Source organism: Thalassotalea sp. G20_0, assembly GCF_017744175.1.
Classification (GTDB): Bacteria; Pseudomonadota; Gammaproteobacteria; order Pseudomonadales; family Endozoicomonadaceae; genus Endozoicomonas.
This window is the reverse complement of record NZ_JAGHQV010000003.1, coordinates 54,615-77,168: the sequence shown is the minus strand read 5'-3', so window position 1 is coordinate 77,168 and position 22,554 is coordinate 54,615. Positions and strand designations below refer to the sequence as shown.

Sequence of the window (22,554 nt, the reverse complement as noted above, 5' to 3'; positions counted from 1 at the left end):
TCACTCCTCGCTCCAAAAGCCAACATACAATATCTCCTTACACAGGGATGGGGTTGCCGCTAAAATTCTGAATGGAATATCAAAGCTATTGCTGAAGGTGGCATAATCCTCACCCAGGGTGTCAACAATATACTCATACAACTCTTCAGACTGTGCGGGGTCTGCCGCATCATTTATACAATCCTCGTCAATCGTCAAAAATACTTTGCGTACCTGCCCGGAAAGCACATATGCATACTGCTGACTGGATTCTGGTTCCAGAACATGATGACGAATCAATTCTCTGATAATAAAATTAACCCCGATTCCCAGGGTCGCCTTAAGTTCCGGAACCGAAATCCCTGAGCCTTGCAGAGCCTGACTTTGCCCCGGAATTTGCAGATCATCCAAACATGTCAACATATCCGCCTTCATGACAAGATCCACATAATCGTTCAGATTGGTTACAAACCGGTATAGAGGTAAAATCTGCATCCAGATTCGGTACTGCTCCTGAGTTTCAGCCATTGCCAGGTACTCATCCATAATCTGAATCCACTGCTGCGCAGACACACCATCAGGAGAAGCCAGAATACCCCACCAGCCTTGACTGTTCATCCATTCAATGGCTTTTCGGTGATGCCCCTCCTGGACGCGACCTATGGTCTGACACGACCCAAGGTAGAATAACTGTATCCAGCCTTTTCTTGCCTCAAGGCTTTCCAAATCTATATCTTCTTTCATCTTCTCCCAGGGTAACGGCCTGGCATAAAGTTTCTCCTCATAGTCTGGAAGACTTATATCTTTATTATCTTCCCACCAGTAATAAACCCTGTTTAGAGCGTCTTCCGGGTCAAACTGTGAGCAACTTTGCTCTTTCCATTTACTAACTCGTTTATCTCGTTCCGGCTCCGTTTCAATCATTAAACGGCAATAATCATCAATATCATTATTTTCCCAACCCCATTGATCGAGCACAGCAGCATCAATATCATTGATCCATTTAAACTCCGGATCGGCCCACTGTGCCTTGATTTTTTTTGCCAGCCCATGCCCTGTGCTACCTGAAATTAAAAACTTCAGAAGGGCTTCCTTAGCTTGCCTGGAACCGGTAATCGACTTGGCCCATGAAAAAAAGTCCGGACTGAATGATTTCCGACACCAATGAAAAAACGCTGTCCCGCTATCAGTATAAGACTCAGCCAACAAGCCATAAGCCGGAGCAAATACTAAAGTTAATGCTTCTTCCTCCCCCACATCCGATGCAGGAGACGCCAAAGCCTCCGGGGTATCCCAGCCCCCTCTTTGATTCTTGAACCGGAATTGACTTAATAAGTCATCAAGTTCGTCGGTCTCCTTGTAGCCTGCATCAATTTCTTTGTACTTTTTATGCAAGTCAGCATTAAACAGTTGCCCCAATGCATCAGCGGATTCCGGACCGACCTGATTATCAGATACATTTTCTGCTATGAGGTTGACCAGAGAAATTCTGGTATACGCATCAGGATATAACTTTGCCAAAAACAGGCCCAACTCACAGGATAACAAACTTGCTGCCTTTTCCCGTTCAGCAAGAGATGGCAGTTGCCTGAGTTCCACAAAAAGCTGATTCAGTAGCTTGTCTGTATATGCGTCTGCATGCTTCAGCGATATAAGTCTTATGTCTTTTCCACGCAAACGGTTTGGGACCGCAGCAAAACTGCTGTAAAAGTCAATCAACCCTCCTTCAGCGGTAAACAGCTCCTTGAACAAAACAGCTTTGCTATCTTCATTAGATAATATCTGCGGCCAGCCATCCGTGAGCACATGCCATAGACTGGCCCAGAATTGCTCTGGTGTTAACTGCTCCTTAAACGACCACTCCTTTCTGAAACCTTCCCAATCCTGATCAGCCCACTGGTAAACCTGTTTTAAGAATTGAACCAAATCAACGGCAAGTTGGCCCATGCATCTGGCATTCGATTCATTATCCTTTGCCAGCTGGCTGCGACCGATATCCACCTGAAACTTTTTACTCTCAATCACAAAACCCACTGGTAAATCTTCCAGAAGCGGGTTAAGCACCCAGATTTTTGGTAGCTCTGTGCGGTTAGCCAGGCTCTTAAAGCCTTCAGAATCAATTTGAAAAAGAAACTGGCCATAAGGAGTGCGATAATGCGCAACCTTTTGCCCCCTGAGTTTGCCATCATGAGGAAGTTTTGCTTGCCCAAAGGAAAGTCCCTCGATTTTTGAACATGGCTTTGGTGCCCACTGCACAGGGTGCGATTCACCAGGAATTTCTATTGTTTTTATATGCCTGGATAAGACACATAGCACTCCGGCAGCTTTCTCAAATCTTTCAACAATACTCTGATAATCACCCGACTCCTTATACTCACTATTCAGAACCAACCGGGTCAGTGTTGGCCTTTTGCCTTCGACAGAATGAGCAACAACACACTCCTCAAGCACTTTTACATTTTCAGAAATGATCGGCAGAATACCTGCCTCAATCGTAACCGGAAGCTCACCACTGTAAACTTCCGGTCTGTCACAGACTATCAGGCAACTTTTAAAACCCAAACCAAACTTGCCCGTTGAATCGCCGTCTTTATCAGAGATATTGAGACTGACCATTTTTTCCAGATCACGATTAAATCGCCCCCGACCTTCTTCATAGCTCGACAGGCAAGCGTTAACTTCACGGCCCCAATGATAAAAAGACAATGCCTTATGTTTGGCTTCATGTCTGACAATAAATCGATTTTGTGCAGGTGTCAGACTATTCTTTCCCTGCATATCAAGCTTTTCACCCACTGAGTCATCAGCGTTCTGGAACAGCTCAAAAGGTACACTGTGAGCGAAGTATTGAGAGTTATTTTTGATCTCATACCGCATCTTCTGTAATACCCGATTTTTTAAATCATCATCTGTGGTAACAGCATCTCGAATAGCATTTTTGATTTTATTAATCTTGCTATTATCCCAGTTATTTCTTCCGCTGGTTTCTGCTTCTACCTTAGCCCTCTGGAGATACCTGTAGTCCTGAATCAGTCTGCCAATTTCACCATTCCGTACTTTCAAACGCTCCAGGGTAGGCACAATATTTTCGATAATCATTCCCTGTGCAACTTTGATATCCAGTTGACTGGTCTGACCCAGCTCCTCCCAAACTTTACTCAGGTCAATACTCTTGCCATAAACGCGATCAAGGATCAGCTCGGAACTTTCACTTAGAATTTGCAGCAAGCGGGTTTTGTCATGATCATTTGGATTTAATCTGCGCAAGAATATTTTCCAGCGCTTTTGTCTGCCTGCTGCACTTGGGATTTTTTGAATAATCAATATTGACCGAAGTTCAGCGTCCAAAGGTAGTGTTATTTCTTCTGCCAGAAGTGATTTCACCTGGCTTTTATCTTTGGTGTGTATCTCTGGAATCAGCCTTGTTTCTGCAATTCTTTCTTGAAGGCTGGCACGCTCTCCAGTTTGAGTCCATTGGTCTGAAATCAGTTCTATCACACCTGTTAATGTACGACTACTGAGCATTCCATTGGCGTACCGGCTAACCTCATCATCTCCAGAAAACAGAGCAAGAAAACCTGCTATGCCATCATGTGGGACATGGCCATCCCACTCATCAAAGTATTCCTTCAAAATAGCAGAAGACGGTTTTCTTTTAGTTACCTCATCGTAATCAAAACTATCGTAAGGTGAACCATACTTGGCATTGAGCCTATCCTGGACAACCTTCCACTCATCTTGATGAACCAAAAAGTCACGACTGATCCCGCTGTAACCAACAGCCAGCTCTTCTGGAAGCCTGAAACCTCCGGCCTCTGTTCTGAGTTTGATGTTTTCAAGTGCTATCGCAGCATCACTGTCCCGACAGACCGCACGGAGAAAAGTAACCCGAATATCAGCGACTCTCTCCGCACTCCCAACATCAGACAAATCATTGATGGTAGCTACCAGTGAGTCCTGAGATAAAGATTTACACAATATCTTCGCTTCAGATAAATCAATCCCCCCCTCATTATTGGTATAAAGTTCATACACCAACTCCCAGCCTGGCAGTCGTCTCAACACTCTCTCACTCTGAGCAATCTGCTCAACATCTTCCCTGCTAACAGACTTTATATTGCCAAGTGCATACTCAGAAATTTTTTCCGCCTCAACCAGAAGCAGCCTGGTTGCGTCTTCTATTTTCTTGGTAATATTTCTTAAGAGAGATGCTTTTACAGGATTATCCTCAACAATAACAATCTGATCAAATGGTACACATTGCGTTCTCGGATTCTGAGCCAGCGTATAGGCGGCACTGTAATCCTCAGGAACTATCTGTATGATCTGGTTTGGTGAAACTATTTGTCTATCACGGGTTGTTAGCCAGGCAACTGACTTCAGATTTTCAAGGATATCACCGTCCAGACGATTACCTGCTCGATCTAACTCATTTAGCTGAGTAAAAATAAATTCAGCGTGCTCAGCAGGATTCGTCTGTGTAAGAGCCAACCTGATCAAGTGTGATGGATCAGGTTTACCAATCCATTTCTGCTGTTTTGATGCAATAACAGGAATTGGTGACTCCTTGATCAAGGTCACATCAAAACTTTCCGGTAAAGGCCTGGAACTCTGTAGAATACACTGGCCTGTTATGGAAACCCGTTGCCTGTCTATCGTTAAGTGGAACGGTAACTGACGCCAGGTATTGTGATCTTCAATTATCTCCAGAATTTCATCTTTATCAGCATCAGAAACATTGATCGCATCCCAATCAGTATTCAGTATCTCTTCACCAAGTTCTTTGATGACATTTTCCGGTGAAACATCTTTAACATTAAGAGCATTTTTAACATGATCGCTTAACACCTGACCCAGGACATCAGGTATAACACTCCACTGATGAATATCCTCCTTGCTACCAAACCGCCAGATCTTAGCCCATATTTCTCTGGTTTGGCTCTTGCTTTTCCATAGCTTTTGGGTCAAATCATTGTCATCGCTGCTGCCATGAAGGAGATAACGAAGCCCCAGGCGGGAAACATCAGATTTTAAAGGATTGCCAACCAATCTATGCAGAAGCTCAATACGTTTTTCAATGGCTGAGAGAGAGACATGAGTTGTCAGCGTAGCCAGAACAGCATCATCATTACATTCAGGAACATGCCTATGGCTCAATACCAGAGAAACGGTTTCACGACCCACAAAATAGATTTCAACCCCCCTTGTTGCTTTAACCAGTTCCTTTCCCAGACCAAAGTCTGCTACACCAGATCGTTGGAAAAGTCGCTTATCTTCAAGATAAGAGTCAAGCTCTTCCAGTGAAAAGAGAGAAGTCTTTTCACTTGATAAATCATCTACTTTGAACAGCTTCAGATTGCTGCACTGTTTAAAAACAGTATTTCGGTCGGTTTTTGAAAGCTTGTTCAATATATCCCTGATCAGCTTTTCTACTAAACCAAAACTTCGGCCATCTCTTGCACTTAAGTTCCTACGCAAGTGGCTGTCAAAAAGCTCTAAAATGATTATCGCATCACCTATCGACAACGGAGCGTCTGATCGATCATGCTCGGGATCAAGAAAAGCAGGAAGCAGCAAAACACCAAGATCAAGCTTAATCAGCTCAGACCAGATATCCCCATCGCTTTTTTCAACAGGAAGGGCAAGCCTCGAGCCTTTATAAATATTTGTAATAAAGTTCTGAATTGATTTTTTTTGGCCTGACAGTTTACCCAAACCTACACACTGTAATGCAGCCTTTGTTATGTTTTTAAACTGATCTTGTAAACTAGACTTTAACCATTCTCCAGATCTAGTGATAAAAAGGTTTAAATAGGTAATCAGCTGATTCGATTGAAAAACCATTTCTACATTAATTTCTAAAACCTGTTTAAGCTCATTTACTGTCCAATCACCAGCGCCTCGGGGAAGTATGTGGCATTTTTCCTGCTCAGCATAAATCGTATGTTCCAGCTTTTCTAAAGCCGGAAAAGTTTCATATACCCGTGCATAGTCATCAGAATCAGGCCTTGGCAAAAGCCTTACTCGCTTATTGCTATCGGTTAAGATCCAACCTCTACTGCTCTTGCTAACCTGATATAACCACTGATGATTTTTCGTTACTCTACCCAGAAACTTGTCATCCAAAAGCTTTTTAAGGCCACTCCCGACAAACTCAATATCCGATAACTTAACGCGAATTTCTCGAATAAAATGATCAAGGGCAGGTAAAACACTATCAAGCGTTCCCTCATTGGCCAGAGTCTGGTTCCATGCCTTTAGAAGTGCTTTCTCATCGCCTTCCCGCCATGGAGAATCTGCATCTTTACCGATAGCATCATGACCATGAATGCCATTGCGGCCTGCATCGACAAAAAAGTAACCATGAAGATAAATATGATAATTAAAATCGCCTGAGATATTTTCTCTTTTAAATTCCGCTGTTTCAGAAAGAGGCAAAAACACAGCCCAGTTTGCCGTAATATGGGCTTGGCCTTTTGCTGGCGTCCTGATAATCACTATCGCTACATGAGGCTCAGCTTTATCCGGGGCATGTTTTACCTTGCCTGTTTTGATATCTTTCTGAAAACTACAGGGCCATCCGTTATCTGTTCTTTTTATTTCAGAGAGTTTGTCTGACTGAAGAATTTTCTCAACACCTGCATATTGAATACGACTATCAGCACCTGAATGATTTATACAGACCTCGCCAGCCCAACCAGCTCTCACGGATCCATCTGATAAAATAGCATCACCAATAAACCGGCTACGTTCAGACTTATTGCCGATCTGAATCGTAAAAATGCTTTCAAAGGAATCAGCCTTATTTTCAATCAACAGCTCGACTTGCTTTAATTGCTTCAGCAAAGGAAATATTTCTGCTATTTTCCTCGGCAGGCTTTTATCCAGGAGAAATCCCGGTACATCTCCATTATCTTCAAAGATTCCAGCTATCGAGCCTTCACCAGCTGGAATTTGCTGGTGAGTTCTCAAGGGCACCTATACAATAAACCATGGCGAGCCCTTCGTTACCGCAAAACGCTGAATAACACGACTCAGTTTCTGAAAAATCTTTGCCTGGTCTGATTTTGAGTACTCATGCCAGTCAGGGCGATATCCCTCACCCCATGGATTAAACACTTCTGCAGCCCAGCCAAACTCCTGCCATTGATCAGACTGGTAAAAAAATGCCTCACACAGGTGAAAAAGGCTCTTCATACCAAGACCAAATTTACCAACCGAGGCTTTAGAGTCAGCTTTTGAACCAGCAGCAATAGAGCGTATGCCTTTCTCATGCTCCTCTTTGAGTGGTGCATTATTAATAAAAAATATGGCCGGATCCCGAAGCAGCGGATTATCAGGATTTTCAATCCCCTGACACCATCCCATAACCAGTTTATCCGCAGTGGCATCATCTGAGTTTTGTACTATTTCTTTCAGAACAGGAAAACCATTTTCATATCGATCCCTGAGATTGTCTCTGATTTGGTTAATAACACTAATAGGATCCTGTTCAGCACCTGCCATAAGATCTGGTTCTCCAGTACACAAAAAATTCTTGGACAGTATATTTCGACTAAAAGTTCCGTTTAATGACACTCTAAAAAGCACTGCTGTAGCACTTGAGCAAAAACTGGCAAAATCACCAGAGTACAAGGATTACTGCTTATAACCTCCAACCCGGAGCAATGACACCGTAATCAACTACACAGGCAATATCTCTTCAGGACAGTGTCTTTTTCCCTCCTCAATACTGGCCATAATGTGGCTCATATAGCTGGGGACGCTCCTGAACAAGGCTTACTTTAACCTCCATAGCCAGGAACCATCCAAGTGACCATCTATACCCCGGGAATGAGAATTATCTGCCGCGATGCAGAGTGGTTAGTAACCCGTGTCAGGCCAGCAAACCGTCTGCAGGACCAGGTTATTGATTGTGAGAGGGTGGATGATTTAACCAGAGGTCACGAGGCAACTTTCCTGACACAACTGGAGACCATTAAAGAGCTCAATTTACGCAGCTGACAATTCTCTCAGTTGCCTAAATGAAGCTTTCAGACCGGCCATATAGATTTTGGCTCTGAGCTGAAAGTGATTCAGCTTTATTTTCAATGACAGTACTTCCAGCCTGAAGGCGGAGTAGATTGAAAGAAATATGATTACTCTGCGTTCTCACCGTATGCGCCGGTGACTTGGCCATTGAAGCATTCGATTTCAGCGTTTTATGGAAGACCTCGACTTTCCAACGTTTCTTGTAGATTGCCTTGAGAGTCTCGGCATCACAGTCAAGATCACTGGAAACCAGATAGAGAATCAGACTGACATTGCTCCAATTGATGGTAAAACCATCCGAGGTTCAAAAGGTAAGGGCAAATGTGCTGTACATATGGTCAGTGCCTGCACTCATCCTGTCGCACGACGGGTTTGACGTAAAGCCACAAGTCACGGCTGGTAAACTCATTGATTGAAAGCAATCGGGTGAACTGATCATGACTGTAGACATTATTCAAAAGTTCTAACACGCCCGTTGCAGTGGTCTTGCCAGAAGACGACAACAGGTAGTCAGAATAAAGTTCTATGAAATCATTTTTCATGCCACCGATAATGACTGATTTTCAGCATGGTGCGTAACTTGAGTGAATCAGATTAAAGAGGCCCGCGCCAAAACGATTGAATAGTTACGGCGGCGGAAAGGCTTCTGGTCGGCGTGAGAGGATTCGAACCTCCGACCCTTTCGTCCCGAACGAAATGCGCTACCAGGCTGCGCTACACGCCGAAGCCAGAGCTATTCTAGACATGCAGAAGAAACTGTCAATGGCAGCAGAGAAGAATTGAGTAAAGCTTTTAAGAAGAGAAGCAAAGAAAGGAAAATGGTCGGGGTAGAGAGATTCGAACTCCCGACATCCTGCTCCCAAAGCAGGCGCGCTACCAGACTGCGCTATACCCCGTTAGATGAACCCTATCATATTGTTTTTGAACGATAAGTCAACAGCTATCAGTAAACCATGTCTATTTTTTAAACTTGCTGGCTAAAAGCTGTTGATACCAATCTGCCTTGGGCTGGTTAATCAGAATCTATGTTGGCCGCATTAACACTGGCATCCACAGTTAATGTCGTAATATCACCCTGGATGATGTCAAGCGGTCTTTCATGATTGAGCCTCAGCTATGCACTATCTCTCAATTTACGGCACTTTTTCAAGGTATCAGCTATGAGGAATGCCAGTTCCAGCGCCTGATCGGCATTCAGGCGAGGATCACAGTGGGTATGATAACGATTGCCCAGATGATCTTCCGTCACGGCATTAGCACCGCCCACGCACTCCGTCACATTCTGGCCGGTCATTTCAAAGTGAACGCCACCGGCATAGGTTCCCTCGGCGCGATGGGCCGCGAAGAACTGCTCAACTTCTGAGAGAATTTTCGACACTTCACGGGTTTTATAACCATTGCTGGCCTTGTAGGTATTCCCGTGCATTGGATCACAGCTCCAGAGCACATTGCGCCCTTCACGCTGAACAGCTTTCAGCAATGGCGGCAGGCCTTTCTCCAGGTTGTCAGCCCCCATGCGGACAATGATGTTCAATTTGCCGGGAATATTCTCCGGGTTGATCCGGTCAATCAGTCGAATCAGGTCATCCGGTGGCAGGGTTGGGCCTGCTTTCAAGCCAATCGGGTTTTGAATACCACGGACAAACTCAACATGACCACCATCGACCTGACGGGTTCGGTCACCCACCCAGAGCATATGGGCTGAGCAGTCATACCAGTTACCGGACAGGCTATCACGGCGGGTCAGCGCCTGCTCGTAAGGCAGCAACAACGCCTCATGGGAGGTATAAAATGCGGTTTCACGGATGGTGGATGAATGCTCTGCTGAAATGCCGCAGGCTCTCATAAAATCCAGCGATTCATCAATTCGGTCAGCCATGTTGCGGTATTGATCGGTCTGTGGGCTGTTTGCAACAAAGTCCAGATTCCAGGCATGCACCTGTTCCAGAGAGGCCAGGCCACCCTGGGCAAAAGCTCGCAGCAGGTTCAGGGTGGCAGCCGCCTGGTGATAGGCCTGCAGCATTCTCTGGGGGTCCGGATTACGAGCCGCCGGGGTAAACTCGGTGCCGTTAATGATATCACCGCGATAGATCGGCAATTCAACACCATTGATGGTTTCAGTGCCAGAAGTTCTTGGCTTGGCAAATTGGCCGGCCAAACGCCCTACTTTGATCACCGGGCAGGCAGCCCCAAAGGTGAGCACTACCGCCATCTGCATCATGACTTTAAACGTGTCGCGGATGTTATTGGCCGAGAATTCCAGGAAGCTTTCTGCACAGTCCCCCCCCTGCAGCAGAAATGCTTTACCTTCGGTCGCTTCTGCCAGCCGGTTTCTCAATTCATTCACTTCACCAGCAAAAACCAGCGGTGGCATGGCAGCAAGTTCCTGTTCAACCCGGCTCAATTTTTCCTGGTCGGGATATTCCGGCAGCTGGAGCAACGGCATATGTCTCCAGCTATCAACAGTCCATGAATTCATTAAGTCACCAGCTCTTTCACACTCGCTAAAAACAGTTATTCTACCTGAATACATCATCAAGGCTGAGAGGTTTTCTCATGAATAATTATGGAAGATATATCAAGAATTATCGCTGATTAGCCGAATTTAAGACTTTACAGACCCTATCTGATTTGTTATAAGTTCTGACCGAACAATAATACGTATACATACTTATCACTATGAATTCTTCACTGCTTGCCATGATTAACATGAAACCCGGCACCATTATGATGCTCCGGGGGGGTTATCGTGGATAGCTGAAAAGCAGAAACGAGCCCCCGCACCCTAACCGGTCCGGGGGCTTTTTTATGACCATTTGCCACTGACAGGAAATGACAGCGTGAACGAGTTGAACCTTCGACTGATCACCACCAGTGATCCCGGCAGCCTTGAACAAATTCTCCAGTGCAGCAGCGAGAATGGGTTACACCTGAAAAGTTTTGTTGCTGAGCTGAACAGCAAAAAAGATCAGTATGAAATCAAGATGTGCGTTTCCGGTTTTACCAGTCAGCATCAGATTGTTGGCAGGCTGGCTCAGCAGAAACACATCCGTGAGCTGAGCCCGATAAAATCCCGTGGGTTGCTCTGAATGACACTAAGCTATTGACCTCTGGCGACAGGATGCCGGGGGTCTGTTATCCATTCGCTCCATGAGCCGGGGTACAGTGTGGCACCTGGCAAGCCCGCAAGCTCCATGGCAAAAATATTGTGACAGGCGGTAACACCGGAACCACAGTAGAAGACAGGCCGGGAGTCGTCGCTAACCAGTGCAGTAAATAGTTCCCGCAAGTGATCCGCTGAAAGAAAGCGGCCATCTTCATCCAGATTTTTGGCAAATGGATGGCATACCGCCCCGGGAATGTGCCCAGCCTGCGAGTCCAGAGTTTCTTCTTCTCCACAGAATCGTTCATAAGCCCTGGCATCAATCAGTTTATACCCGAGGCTATTTCCTTCAGTTTCTATCTGCGCCATCAGATCCTGCGCTGAAACCGTTGGCATATGTCCCATGGTAAAATCAGCCTGACTTTCTGCCACCCCAGACACATCGTTGGTCACAGGATAACGGCCCGCCTGCCAGGCTTTCATCCCACCATGCAGAATCATAGCCTGAGAGATTCCCGCCCAGCGTAACAGCCACCAGGCCCTTGCGGCCATGGCATGACCACCATCATCATAGACAACGACCTGAGAGTGCTTATCAATTCCCCAACGACGGAGTGTTGCCTGCCAGTCTGCCGACTCGGGCAGTGGATGCCTGCCGGTTTTACCGGGAATAATCAAACCGGAGAGATCTGCTTCAAGATCAGCATGGAGCCCTCCCGGAATATGTCCCTGGTGATACATAGCCAGCCCCTGTTTCGGATCGGCGAGACTGAATCGAGCATCCAGAACCACCAGGTGCTGATCGTTCAACAGGGTAGCCAGCATCTCCGGCTCTATTAATAAAGGCATCTACTTACCTCTGTCTGGCTGCTAACCAAGCGGAACCCAGTGCAGCTAACACACCACTATGAAACATTTATGAAGGTTTACTTTTCTTGTCACACAGTAAAAAAATGATAATGGCTTTGCAACCAGTCCTGATAACTGTGCTTCAAAGGGAGGAATAGTTCGGAGAAAAGGAAAGTTAAGAAGAGAAATAAAACCCACCAGCAGAGCTGGCGGGGTCACATCCGTGTGACAAGTGCATCCATGCAAGGTTTACGTTATCAATACACTCGTGATGGCAATAGCAGTGATTACGCGAAAAAACGTGAGATATGTCTCACACTTTCATTTCCCGGTTGCAGGCTTGTCCACTACCTTGTCGTCACGAAGTACTTTTTCCAAAAGCAGGTTGCTCAACTCTCCGTTATCCGGCGTTTCCAGAATGATTCGGGTTTCTTCGGAAGACTCGTCAAATTCCATGCCCGGAGAGTAAGCAGGCTCTTCCACCGGCGTGTCTATGACCTCCTGCTGTATCGGAATGACTTCCGTTACGGGCAATGGTTCAGGCTCATCCTTTTTAGCCAGCAAAAACCAGCCCGTTCCCCCCAGAGCCAGAAGAGCCGCCAGCACTATTGCAATTGTCTTGTTACTCATGCCCATCCTCACCCATAGCCGGAAAGCTTCCAAAACTTATTCAAGAGCGGAGACGAGCCCCCGCTCCACCAAACTATCGCGTTCGAACAACCCGAGTCGTGTTACCCTGCGTTAAAACCTTTACCGCATCACCCACCTGCAAAGGCGCTTTTGGGTTGACGGCCTGAACCACTGAAATATATTTACCGCCATCAAGCCGAATGGTCATTTCAATGCCCTGCTGTGTGGTCAGCTGCTTTTCAGCCCTGCTCCCCAGCACACCACCGGCAACTCCGCCCAGGATAGCGGCAATATCACTGCCTCTGCCACCACCAACACCGGATCCTGCAATACCACCAATGGCCGCACCGGCCACAGTACCCACAGCACCTTCTGTGCCTTCCAGTTTTACATATTGCAGCTCGGAAATAGTGCCAAAACTGACCTGCTGAATTCGCCGGGTCTCACTGCTTGAATAAGTTGTCCCTGTGCTGTCCGTCATACACCCTGACAACAGAGCGACAAAAGTGATGGGCAATATGGCCCAATAGCGTCTCAAATTCATGTCTTTAACTCCTTTTGGGGTTAACAGGAAAGAGCTTTCCTGTTAACCAACCCAGACTCTCGCGTTCCGGAACATTCTCATCAACGGAGCATCTTCACCCCAGTGTTCCGGATGCCAGCTGTTTTGAACCGTACGGAATACCCGCTCAGGATGGGGCATCATAATGGTTACCCGACCATCGGCGGAAGTCAGGCCAGTAATTCCCTGCACCGAGCCGTTGGGGTTGTACGGATAACGTGTGGTGGGCCTGCCCTGGTTATCCACAAACTGCAAAGACACCTGACCACTGTTCGCCAGCCGCTCCAGGTGAGACGGATCAGCAAACTCGGCATGCCCTTCCCCATGAGCGACAGCAATTGGCATACGGGCACCCTCCATCCCCCGGAAGAAGATTGAATGGCTCTTCTGAACCTCAACCATCGCCACCCGGGCCTCAAACTGCTCAGACTGGTTGCGGACAAAGTGAGGCCAGTAGTCTGCACCGGGAATCAGGTCATGCAGATTGGAAAGCATCTGACAGCCGTTGCATACACCCAGGGCAAAACTGTCACGACGATCGAAGAAACGGGCAAACTGATCACGGGCCAGTTCATTAAAGAGAATCGACTTGGCCCAGCCTTCTCCAGCCCCCAGAACATCCCCATAAGAGAAGCCACCACAGGCCACCAGACCTTTAAATTCATCCAGAGTGCGTCGACCGGACAGGATATCACTCATGTGCACATCAACCGTTTTGAAACCGGCACGGTCAAAGGCTGCGGCCATTTCTATCTGACCATTGACGCCCTGCTCCCGCAAAATGGCCATGGCTGGACGAACACCGGTGTTGATATAAGGTGCCGCCACATCCAGGGAGATATCGTAAGGCAGAGAGGCATGAAGCCCATCATCATGATCGTCCAGCAGGTTATCAAACTCCTGTCGTGCACACTCTGCGTTGTCCCGCAGCGCCTGAATGCGATAGCTGGTTTCTGCCCACCAGCGCTGGAACTTGATCCGGCTTTCACTGACCAGCTCGGAACCATTGAACCGGAACGATACCCGCTGGCCAGCAGCCAGGGTACCAATGGTGTGAGAACAGGCAGCAAGACCATGCTGAGCCAGGATATCCTTAACAAGACCTTTCTCACTGTGACGCACCTGGATAACGGCACCCAGCTCTTCATTAAACAGAGCTGGCAGAACCATGGACTTGTTGCCAGCCAACTTATCCAGATCAACAGCAATACCGGTATGGCCAGCAAACGCCATCTCAATCAGGGTGGCAAACAGGCCACCGTCGGAGCGGTCGTGGTAGGCCAGCAGCAGATCCTTATCCATCAGTTCCTGAATGGCATTAAAGAATCCTTTCAGGTCTTCCGGAGAGTTAACGTCCGGTGCCGAGTCGCCTACCTGACCATAGACCTGGGCCAGTGCAGAACCACCCAGTCGGTTATGGTCACGGCCAAGGTCAATCAACAGCAGATCAGTATTACCCTGATCAGTCCTTAGTTGAGGCGTCACCGTCTTGCGAATATCCCGGACCGGGGCGAATGCCGAGATAATTAGCGACAATGGTGAAGTAACACGCTTATCTTCACCATTTTCCTGCCATTGGGTGTTCATGGACATGGAGTCTTTACCCACCGGAATAGCAATACCCAGTGCCGGGCAAAGCTCCATACCCACGGCTTTAACCGTATCAAACAGGTTTTCATCTTCACCGGGATGACCTGCTGCTGCCATCCAGTTGGCCGACAGTTTGATATCGCCGATTTTACCAATACGGGCCGCAGCAATATTAGTGATCGCCTCACCAATCGCCATGCGACCGGAAGCAGGGGCATTGATCAGGGCAAGCGGTGTGCGTTCCCCCATGGACATGGCTTCGCCGGTATAGCCCTGAAAAGCCGTTGCGGTCACCGCGCAGTCAGCCACAGGTACCTGCCAGGGGCCCACCATCTGGTCACGATTAACCAGGCCGGTAATGGTTCGGTCGCCAATGGTGATCAGGAAGTTCTTGCTGGCCACCGATGGCAGTTTTAATACCCGCTCCATCGCTTCCAGCAGCTTGATGTCGCTCAGGTCCAGGGGATCACGCTCGAAGGACTGACGTTGAATCTCACGGTGCATCCTGGGTGGTTTACCCAGTAGCACATCCAGCGGCATATCCACCGGGTGATTATGGAAGTGGCTGTCATCCAGCAGCAGCCGCTGCTCTTCTGTCGCTTCACCCACCACGGCATAAGGGCAGCGTTCCTGCTGACAGATTTCTTCGAAGCGGGGAAGGTCTTCTGCCGCCACCGCCATCACATAGCGTTCCTGGGACTCATTACACCAGAGCGCCAGCGGCGACATGCCCGGTTCATCATTATGAATGGCACGCAACTGAAAGTGACCGCCACGGCCACCATCACTGACCAGTTCAGGCAGTGCGTTGGATAGACCACCGGCCCCCACATCGTGAATGAACGCAATGGGGTTCCTGTCCCCCTGCTGCCAGCAACGGTCGATTACCTCCTGGCAACGGCGTTCCATTTCCGGGTTGTCTCGCTGCACACTGGCAAAATCCAGATCTTCCTGGCCTTCACCGGAGGTCATGGACGAGGCCGCGCCGCCGCCCAGGCCAATCTGCATGGCGGGACCGCCCAGGACAATCAGCCTGGCACCCACCGGGATCTCCCCTTTTTCAACGTGCTCAGCTTTGATATTGCCAAGACCACCGGCCAGCATAATGGGCTTGTGATAGCCACGAACCTCATAGCCTGCAACGCCTTTGACACTGGCCTCATAGGTACGGAAATAGCCACACAGGTTTGGACGACCAAACTCATTATTAAAACCGGCACCGCCCAATGGGCCATCGATCATGATTTCCAGCGGCGAGACAATGCGGTCTGGCTTGCCATAATCCTGTTCCCAGGGCTGTTCGTAGCCGGGAATTTTCAGGTTAGATACGGTAAACCCGGTCAGCCCGGCCTTGGGCTTGGATCCCTTGCCGGTGGCACCTTCATCGCGAATTTCACCACCGGAACCGGTGGCGGCACCCGCCCATGGCGCGATGGCCGTCGGGTGGTTGTGGGTTTCTACCTTCATGAGGATATGAATATCTTCCTCATTAAAACCATATTCACGGCTATCAGGTTCCGGGTAAAAACGCTTTGCCTGGAAACCTTCAATGACCGAGGCGTTATCTTTATAAGCTGACAGCACCCCTTCACTGTGCAAGGCGTGAGTGTTTCGGATCATCTTGAACAGGGAAAGATCCTGCGCTTCCCCATCAATACTCCAGGACGCATTAAAAATTTTATGCCGACAGTGTTCCGAGTTCGCCTGGGCAAACATCATCAACTCAACGTCCGTAGGATCCCGCTGGAGTTTTTGATAGCTCTCTACCAGATAGTCGATTTCATCCTCAGCCAGTGCCAGGCCCAGGGAAAGGTTAGCCGCAGCCAGTGCCTCTTTGCCGCCTTCCAGAACGGACACAGTGGTCATTGGAGCTGGCTCGGACACAGCAAACAGCTTGGTAATTTCACCCTCATCACGGAAGACGGCCTGGGTCATCCGGTCATGGAGCAAATCTGCAATCCGGGTTTCCTGATCCCCCGATAAACGGGCATCCGCAAACACCACAAACCGAACACCTCGCTCGATTCGCTGGATCATACCGAGGCCACAATTGTGAGCAATATCGGATGCTTTACTGGACCAGGGGGAAATCGTACCCGGACGGGGAACCACCAGAAATTCTGCCCTGGAAGAAAAACTGTCAGGCTCTATCTGTTGAATCTTTGGGCCGTAAGTCAACAGTCTGGCCAGAATATCAGACTGCCTCTCACTCAGACCTTCCGCACAGGACGACTGGATTTTCACATAATGCTGGAATTCAGCAACAACACAGGAGATCTCTGGCACTTGGCTCTGCAGCTGAGCAAGCAGCTTTTGACGGCGGAACTGGGAAAGTGCAGGGGTGCCACGCAGTATCAGCATGTTCTGGTCTGTCCTCGGGCCAATTAACAGCTAGTGAGGAGCTACAGCCCGGATGAGCTAATAATAAACATCAGGAAGCCCGCATGAGTGACTACTTCCTGATTGGATTACAAGCCAGTCCTTATGCTATAGCCTCTCAACACAGGGGGATGATCAAAAGCAGCCTATAATAATCGAAACCGGCCTTCGGAAACCAGCAGTCACCGGCTATTTATCAACAAAAGGCAGCTTTCCTCGCTGTTCACGAATCTGCTGACGGCGAAAACGAAAAAACTCGCTGATCATCGAACTGCATTCATCCTGAAGGACACCTCCGGTAACCTCTACCCGGTGGTTCATCTGAGGCTGCTCAAGAACCCTTGCGGCACTGACAATGGCTCCGGCCTTGGGTTCTGTTGCGCCGTAGATCAGGCGACGAATCCGACTGTGGACAATAGCACCCGCACACATGGTACAGGGCTCCAGCGTAACATAGAGGTCACAATCCATCAGACGGTAGTTGCCAATGGCTGCAGCCGCTGACTGAAGTACCAGAATTTCAGCATGAGCAATGGGATTACAGGATGAAATAGGTTGATTACACGCCCGGGCGATAATCTGACCCTCCTTAACTACGACAGCACCGACGGGAACTTCGCCCAGGGTACGGCCTTTACCAGCTTCCAGCAGGGCTTCTTTCATCCAAATGGTGTCATCAATCACAAACTATCTACCAAACCTGACAATCTTGAGTGATTTGGCATCATGAAGTAAAACGGCAGGCTTTTCATCCCCTGATTTGCGAATTTATTTCAGCTTTTTATGAAATGTGATAATCCGCCGATTAAATCTATGGAATTTTTTCCCATGGCGAATGTCTGAGCTATATATAGTGTCTAAGCTATAAATAGCCTATCAAAAATAAATTGTTCAATTATGAAAAATAAATCACTGGAGGGAAGGGCCTGATGTCTTTCAAGCAGAATGTAGAACAGCATCTACAACACTTTGCCCAGAGCATCGGCCTGGGAGAACTCAAATTAAACGAACACGATGCCTGCGGGTTGTGTTTTGACGATACCCTGATCGTGAACATGGAGTATCTGGAAGATGATGAGGCGCTGGTATTTGTTGCTTCTGTCAGACCCATGATTACCCATGACAGTCCGGAGAAAACCACACTGCTGGAAAAAATGTGTTCACTGAACCTCCAGCACCATAGCATGCAGGGTGCCTTTCTGGCTTTGAACCATGACAAAACTGAAGTACTGCTGATTCGCTCCCTGCAGGCTTCCTGCGATTACGGTTTATTTGAGTCAACCCTGGAAAAGTTTGTCAACACTCTGGAATGGTGTGTCAGTGAGCTGGATGAGTCCAAGCAGGACCAGACTTCTTCAACATCCACCCCTCCCCGCCCCCAGAGTGGTCCCGGAGGAGCTCCAGGAGGCCCTGGCGATATGGGAATGATGGTGTAACTCCCAAAATACCCAATACCATGAAGGGCTTTCACAGCCCTTCTTTTATTTTGCGTTCCCTGTCTGCATTTATTTTACCAACACCATTTCAGCTCGAAATCATCAGGCCGAAAAGAGAAATAGCAGCCTGTAATGGATTCGGGAATCCTTTATCCGGTTTTTCAGCCACGTATTGAGTAGAGCAACTATACTCTGCCGCGTCTGGATAATAACTCCATGCTGTCAGGGCAGGTAATGCTGCATGTCTGAATATGGAGAGTAGAAGGATCTCGATAGCAGCATATCCATAGCAAGAAAAATAATGGAGGCATCAAGTTGGCTCAAACTTTTAACTATCTCACCAATGCACTGCAAAGTACCGTGGAAAGCGGCAGGCTGATTGATATCCGTGGCCGTGTTACTGAAGTTCAGGGCATGATCATCAAAGCGGCGGTGCCTGGTGTCAAAATCGGTGAGCTCTGCGAGCTGGTATCCCCCAATAACCCTGATGACAGTGACCGGAATTCATACGCTGAAGTGGTCGGTTTCCAGGGACATGAGACAGTGCTATCCCCCCTGGGTGAAATTATGGGGATCTCCTCCACCACTGAGGTTATCCCAACCGGCAAAGTACACCACGTAGCCGTTGGCCCTCATCTTCTGGGTCATGTACTGGACGGTATGGGCAACCCATTAAACCCTGACGCATTTCATGGCATTGAGCCTGAAGCTCATTATCCGGTTTATACCGATGCCCCCGACCCTATGACCCGGAGAATTATTGACCACCCCATCCCCCTGGGCGTTAAAGCCATTGATGGCGTTCTAACCTGCGGTGAAGGACAGAGAATGGGTATCTTTGCAGCGGCCGGTGGTGGTAAGAGTACCCTGTTGTCCATGCTGGTTAAGGGTGCGGAAGTGGATGTCACCGTACTGGCCCTGATCGGTGAACGGGGACGGGAGCTGCGGGAGTTTATCGAGCACGACCTTGGCCCGGAGGGAGTAAAGAAATCGGTTATTATTGTGGCAACCTCCGACAAGTCCTCCATGGAGCGTTCCAAAGCCGCGTACACCGCAACAGCCGTTGCTGAGTTTTTTCGTGATAAAGGCAAACGGGTTCTTCTGCTCATGGACTCTGTCACCCGTTTTGCCCGTGCCCAGCGTGAGATCGGACTGGCCGCCGGAGAACCACCCACCCGCCGGGGTTTCCCGCCTTCGGTATTTGCCACCCTCCCCAAGCTGATGGAACGTACCGGGATGTCAGATGTAGGCTCTATTACGGCACTCTATACCGTGCTGGTTGAAGGGGATGACATGACAGAGCCGGTAGCGGATGAAACCCGCTCGATTCTTGATGGTCATATTATTCTCTCCAGAAAGCTGGCCGCATCCGGGCACTACCCGGCGATTGATGTGCTGGCCAGTGCCAGCCGTGTCATGAATGCCATTACTACCGAAGACCACCGGGCGGCGGTCAGTCGGGCAAGAGCCCTGATGTCCAAATATGAAGATATTGAGTTACTGGTAAAAGTCGGGGAATACAAACAGGGTGCTGACCCACTGGCCGACGAGGCAATTCAGAAAATTGAAACCATCCGCTCCTTTCTCAAGCAGAGAACGGATGAACTGATGCCCCTTGACCAGACAATTGCCCAATTACAGCAAATCGTAGGTTACTGAGAAGATGCTGCATGATCTGCTGAAGGTTAAAAATATACGGGAGGAATCGGCTGAACGGGAGGTGAAGCGCTGTCAGCATGAGCTGGATCTTGCCCATCAGGAGGTCGAACAACGCAAGCAGGAAGTGGCACAACGTCAAAAGGATCTGGAAGAGTATATTGTATGGCGCAGTCAAGAAGAACAGCGGCTATACGATAATATTATGAACACCAGTGTTCAGCAGCATGATCTGGATCTGCTGAAGCAGAAAGTTGCCATGTTACGGGAGAAAGATGCCTCTCTGGAACAGGCCATTGCCGATGCAGAACAACGGGTGGTAGAAGCACAACAACAGGTAGTCAAAGCGGAGCAGGTCCTGGAAGAAGCGAGACAGGCTCACTTTAAAGCCAAGATGGCTGTGGAGAAATTTGAGGAGTTCTGCAAGGTTCAGGATGAAGAGGCTGAGAAAGAGGCCAAACGTCTTGAAGATCTGGAAATGGAAGAATTTACCGTTAAATCCAAGGAATAGGAGTTAATCATCATGTCAACGCACGGCGTGAATCAAACCAACACTCAGCCAACTCCACCCCCGCAACAGAATGATGCTAACCAGCAAAGTCGCAATGTGTCCGATAAGCAGGCTAACGACTTTGCGGATCGCATGGCAAAAGACAAGCGTAGCAAAGAGAAAAAAACGGGTGGCGATAAGGAGCAAAGCCTGGAAAGTCTGGAAAACCTGCTGGCCGAGCGGAACAAAAGCTCTAAGAATGCCATAAGGGGACGCCAGGAAAAAGGTTCTCGCGAAGGTTCTCAGGAAGAGAAGAGCAATGAGAACATGTTCAAGAATACCCGCGAAGACGCCTCTGAGCAGGTCATGGTCAATAACGCCCAGAACCCGATTAAAGCCGATACCCAGCTTCAGACCCAGATTCGTGAGATCCAGCAGACCAGCAGCGTAAAAGAAGTCGATGCTGCACTTCAGAAGATGGCCGATCAAATACAGGTTTCTGCCAAGGATGCGGTGAATGGGGCAGAGGTTCGCATATCCCTGAAAGACAATGTGCTGCCGGGTACCGAGATCAGAATCCAGAGACACGGTGGCGAGTTGACAGTCACCATGAACACCACATCAGCAGAAGCCGGAAATTTTCTGGCCCAGCATGAAGCCAACCTGCAGAAAATGCTGGCTGAGCGATTTTCCAACGACAAGGTTCAGGTAAATATCAACATGTCAGGTGGCGATAACCAGGACAGTGATGGCCGCTCCCGTAACCAGTACGCGGCAGAAGATGATAACGACCAGAACTCTTCCAGAAACGACCGGGCATAGGTTGAACCATGGCAGCAGAAACTCTTGATCTACCCTCTGTCTCACCGTCGCAGCTGCTGCTTGGCCAAATCCTCAGCAACCGCCAGACAGAGCTTGCACTGCCGGTTAATGAGGACAGGTGGGACATTTCCCTGGGCAGTATTGCCCCGGAAACCATGCCTGCTATCTGCATGCAGCTGGAAATCAATCACCAGCCCGTTTCTCTGTACACCGGCAGTGCCTTCATTGACCTGATCATGCCGGACAATCTGAACAGCAAGATACTGCTGAAACTGCCAAAAGACTTGATGCTGGCCGCCCTGGGAAACAGGCTGCAAAACCTGCTGGAGCATCTGATGCAGGGGATTGGCATTGCCATCCAGTTCACCGACCTGGCACCGAATAAAGATAAATCAAAGCGTGCAGAACTGGCGATGAATATCCGGATAGGCGGTACACAGTACCCCATTTACCTGGAAACCACGCCCATTGTTTTTGAGCTGCTCAAACTACTCCCCACTCATATCCGGGAGCAATCCACCGATATACCTATCTGGGCAGGCCTTGAACTTGGACGGGCAAAACTGTCTAAAGAGGAAACCAGCGCCCTGGGTGTCGGTGACATTGTATTTTTTAATTACCACGTCACCGGACAGCAGCTGATTATCAGAGTTAACCCGGATACGGCTTTCATCGGGGAAGCAGAGGGTTCTCACATCACCATCAAGCACAGGATGAACTCAATGGAAGACGATCAAATGCATCATGAACAGGAGCCTATCGACCTGTCAGATATTGAGATTGACCTGGTATTCGAAGTGGGGCGACAGCAGTTCACCGCACAGGAAGTCCAGTCTCTTCAGCCTGGCCATGTGTTTGAGCTGGATCGTCCCATCGAACAACCGGTTAAGGTTCGTGCCGGCGGCAAATTGATTGCCGAGTGCCAGCTGGTACAAATAAATAATCGACTGGGTGCACGTATTACCAGAATTGTCGACTGACTGACTACCTAAACAACAAAGTCTCTTGTTCATACTCTGAGACTGGA

At 48.5% G+C, this 22,554-nt stretch carries 16 protein-coding genes and 2 tRNA genes; 7 read left to right on the top strand and 11 right to left on the bottom strand.

Going from position 1 to position 22,554, the window contains the following annotated elements:
• Positions 1–6,951: a hypothetical protein gene (locus J7438_RS02400; protein WP_209275303.1), complete on the bottom strand. Its 6,951-nt coding sequence runs from the start codon at positions 6,949–6,951 to the stop codon at positions 1–3.
• 6 nt (positions 6,952–6,957) lie between these two features.
• Positions 6,958–7,614 (bottom strand): sacsin N-terminal ATP-binding-like domain-containing protein, encoded by a 657-nt coding sequence (locus J7438_RS02395; RefSeq protein WP_209275302.1) that lies wholly within the window; start codon positions 7,612–7,614, stop codon positions 6,958–6,960.
• Positions 7,615–7,791: 177 nt separating this feature from the next.
• On the opposite strand from J7438_RS02395, the gene J7438_RS02390 reads away from it, so the two are divergent.
• A complete protein-coding gene (locus tag J7438_RS02390; protein WP_209275301.1) occupies positions 7,792–7,983 on the top strand; it encodes a hypothetical protein in 192 nt (63 codons plus the stop codon).
• A gap of 16 nt (positions 7,984–7,999) precedes the next feature.
• Here J7438_RS02390 and J7438_RS28615 read toward each other — a convergent pair whose 3' ends face one another.
• The 4 genes from J7438_RS28615 to J7438_RS02370 form a co-directional block, all read right to left on the bottom strand.
• Complete coding sequence (locus J7438_RS28615) at positions 8,000–8,218, bottom strand: hypothetical protein (protein ID WP_503003882.1); 219 nt, start codon at positions 8,216–8,218, stop codon at positions 8,000–8,002.
• A gap of 439 nt (positions 8,219–8,657) precedes the next feature.
• Positions 8,658–8,734 (bottom strand) — tRNA-Pro (locus J7438_RS02380).
• A 95-nt stretch (positions 8,735–8,829) separates the two neighbouring features.
• Positions 8,830–8,906: transfer RNA gene (locus J7438_RS02375), tRNA-Pro, on the bottom strand.
• 218 nt (positions 8,907–9,124) lie between these two features.
• The gene (locus J7438_RS02370) at positions 9,125–10,489 is read right to left on the bottom strand and encodes a class II 3-deoxy-7-phosphoheptulonate synthase (RefSeq protein ID WP_209275300.1); all 1,365 of its coding nucleotides are present in this window, start codon (positions 10,487–10,489) and stop codon (positions 9,125–9,127) included.
• 361 nt (positions 10,490–10,850) lie between these two features.
• Between J7438_RS02370 and J7438_RS02365 the strand changes: the two genes are divergently transcribed.
• Positions 10,851–11,099, top strand: a complete 249-nt coding sequence (locus J7438_RS02365) for a hypothetical protein (protein ID WP_209275299.1) — start codon at positions 10,851–10,853, stop codon at positions 11,097–11,099.
• A gap of 11 nt (positions 11,100–11,110) precedes the next feature.
• Here the strand turns inward: J7438_RS02365 and J7438_RS02360 are convergent, their stop codons facing one another.
• From J7438_RS02360 to tadA, 5 genes are all read right to left on the bottom strand, one after another.
• Complete coding sequence (locus J7438_RS02360) at positions 11,111–11,962, bottom strand: sulfurtransferase (RefSeq protein ID WP_209275298.1); 852 nt, start codon at positions 11,960–11,962, stop codon at positions 11,111–11,113.
• 321 nt (positions 11,963–12,283) lie between these two features.
• Entirely contained in the window at positions 12,284–12,592 is a 309-nt protein-coding gene (locus tag J7438_RS02355) for a hypothetical protein (RefSeq protein ID WP_209275297.1), read from the bottom strand.
• 73 nt (positions 12,593–12,665) lie between these two features.
• On the bottom strand, positions 12,666–13,136 hold the full coding sequence (locus J7438_RS02350; RefSeq protein ID WP_209275296.1) for an outer membrane lipoprotein: 471 nt from the start codon (positions 13,134–13,136) through the stop codon (positions 12,666–12,668).
• Between the two features lie 42 nt (positions 13,137–13,178).
• Complete coding sequence (purL, locus tag J7438_RS02345; protein ID WP_209275295.1) at positions 13,179–17,105, bottom strand: phosphoribosylformylglycinamidine synthase; 3,927 nt, start codon at positions 17,103–17,105, stop codon at positions 13,179–13,181.
• 207 nt (positions 17,106–17,312) lie between these two features.
• On the bottom strand, positions 17,313–17,807 hold the full coding sequence (gene tadA, locus J7438_RS02340; protein ID WP_353620087.1) for a tRNA adenosine(34) deaminase TadA: 495 nt from the start codon (positions 17,805–17,807) through the stop codon (positions 17,313–17,315).
• A gap of 245 nt (positions 17,808–18,052) precedes the next feature.
• On the opposite strand from tadA, the gene J7438_RS02335 reads away from it, so the two are divergent.
• The 5 genes from J7438_RS02335 to sctQ all read left to right on the top strand — a co-directional run bounded on the left by J7438_RS02335 (position 18,053) and on the right by sctQ (position 22,507).
• On the top strand, positions 18,053–18,559 hold the full coding sequence (locus J7438_RS02335; RefSeq protein ID WP_101748737.1) for a type III secretion system chaperone: 507 nt from the start codon (positions 18,053–18,055) through the stop codon (positions 18,557–18,559).
• 315 nt (positions 18,560–18,874) lie between these two features.
• On the top strand, positions 18,875–20,218 hold the full coding sequence (gene sctN, locus J7438_RS02330; RefSeq protein ID WP_209275293.1) for a type III secretion system ATPase SctN: 1,344 nt from the start codon (positions 18,875–18,877) through the stop codon (positions 20,216–20,218).
• Between the two features lie 4 nt (positions 20,219–20,222).
• A complete protein-coding gene (sctO, locus tag J7438_RS02325; RefSeq protein ID WP_209275292.1) occupies positions 20,223–20,726 on the top strand; it encodes a type III secretion system stalk subunit SctO in 504 nt (167 codons plus the stop codon).
• A 12-nt stretch (positions 20,727–20,738) separates the two neighbouring features.
• Complete coding sequence (locus J7438_RS02320) at positions 20,739–21,527, top strand: type III secretion HpaP family protein (protein ID WP_209275291.1); 789 nt, start codon at positions 20,739–20,741, stop codon at positions 21,525–21,527.
• An 8-nt stretch (positions 21,528–21,535) separates the two neighbouring features.
• On the top strand, positions 21,536–22,507 hold the full coding sequence (gene sctQ, locus J7438_RS02315) for a type III secretion system cytoplasmic ring protein SctQ (RefSeq protein ID WP_209275290.1): 972 nt from the start codon (positions 21,536–21,538) through the stop codon (positions 22,505–22,507).
• Positions 22,508–22,554: the final 47 nt, after the last annotated feature.

Coding starts and splice junctions, on each gene's coding strand:
- sctQ (WP_209275290.1), top strand. CDS start 21,536: ATGGCAGCAGAAACTCTTGATCTACCCTCTGTCTCACCGTCGCAGCTG.
- J7438_RS02370 (WP_209275300.1), bottom strand. CDS start 10,489: ATGAATTCATGGACTGTTGATAGCTGGAGACATATGCCGTTGCTCCAG.
- J7438_RS02360 (WP_209275298.1), bottom strand. CDS start 11,962: ATGCCTTTATTAATAGAGCCGGAGATGCTGGCTACCCTGTTGAACGAT.
- purL (WP_209275295.1), bottom strand. CDS start 17,105: ATGCTGATACTGCGTGGCACCCCTGCACTTTCCCAGTTCCGCCGTCAA.
- J7438_RS02320 (WP_209275291.1), top strand. CDS start 20,739: ATGTCAACGCACGGCGTGAATCAAACCAACACTCAGCCAACTCCACCC.
- J7438_RS02335 (WP_101748737.1), top strand. CDS start 18,053: ATGTCTTTCAAGCAGAATGTAGAACAGCATCTACAACACTTTGCCCAG.
- sctO (WP_209275292.1), top strand. CDS start 20,223: ATGCTGCATGATCTGCTGAAGGTTAAAAATATACGGGAGGAATCGGCT.
- J7438_RS02350 (WP_209275296.1), bottom strand. CDS start 13,136: ATGAATTTGAGACGCTATTGGGCCATATTGCCCATCACTTTTGTCGCT.
- J7438_RS02355 (WP_209275297.1), bottom strand. CDS start 12,592: ATGAGTAACAAGACAATTGCAATAGTGCTGGCGGCTCTTCTGGCTCTG.